Source organism: Acinetobacter lactucae (assembly GCF_013344765.1).
GTDB classification, from domain to species: domain Bacteria; phylum Pseudomonadota; class Gammaproteobacteria; order Pseudomonadales; family Moraxellaceae; genus Acinetobacter; species Acinetobacter lactucae_A.
The window spans coordinates 1-301 of the sequence record NZ_JABVBF010000463.1 but is presented as its reverse complement, the minus strand read 5'-3'; the positions used below and the strand labels follow the sequence as shown (position 1 = coordinate 301).

Annotated in this window: 1 protein-coding gene; it reads left to right on the top strand. The window is 48.2% G+C overall.

Annotated features, from left to right (window positions below; translation table 11 throughout):
* The coding region (locus tag HUN22_RS17855; RefSeq protein WP_174732137.1) for an Ig-like domain-containing protein at positions 1 to 301 on the top strand (301 nt) is incomplete at both ends.

Sequence of the window (301 nt, the reverse complement as noted above, 5' to 3'; positions counted from 1 at the left end):
ATGGTACAGGTACAGCACCAAGTATTAGTGTTGCTGATAGTACATATACAGACCTTGCAGGTAACTTGGGTACAGGCGATGTCTTGGATGGTACAGATGGTTTTGTTGTAGACACTGTTGCGCCAACGCTTGCAATTACTACTGATGATCTAGCTCTTGCAGCCGGTGAAACAGCGAACATTAGCTTCACCTTCAGTGAGGCAGTGACAGGCTTTGATGCAAGTGACATCGTGGTCGTAGGTGGTAGCTTGACTGGCTTGACTACGACAGACAACATCACCTGGACAGCGGTGTTCACACC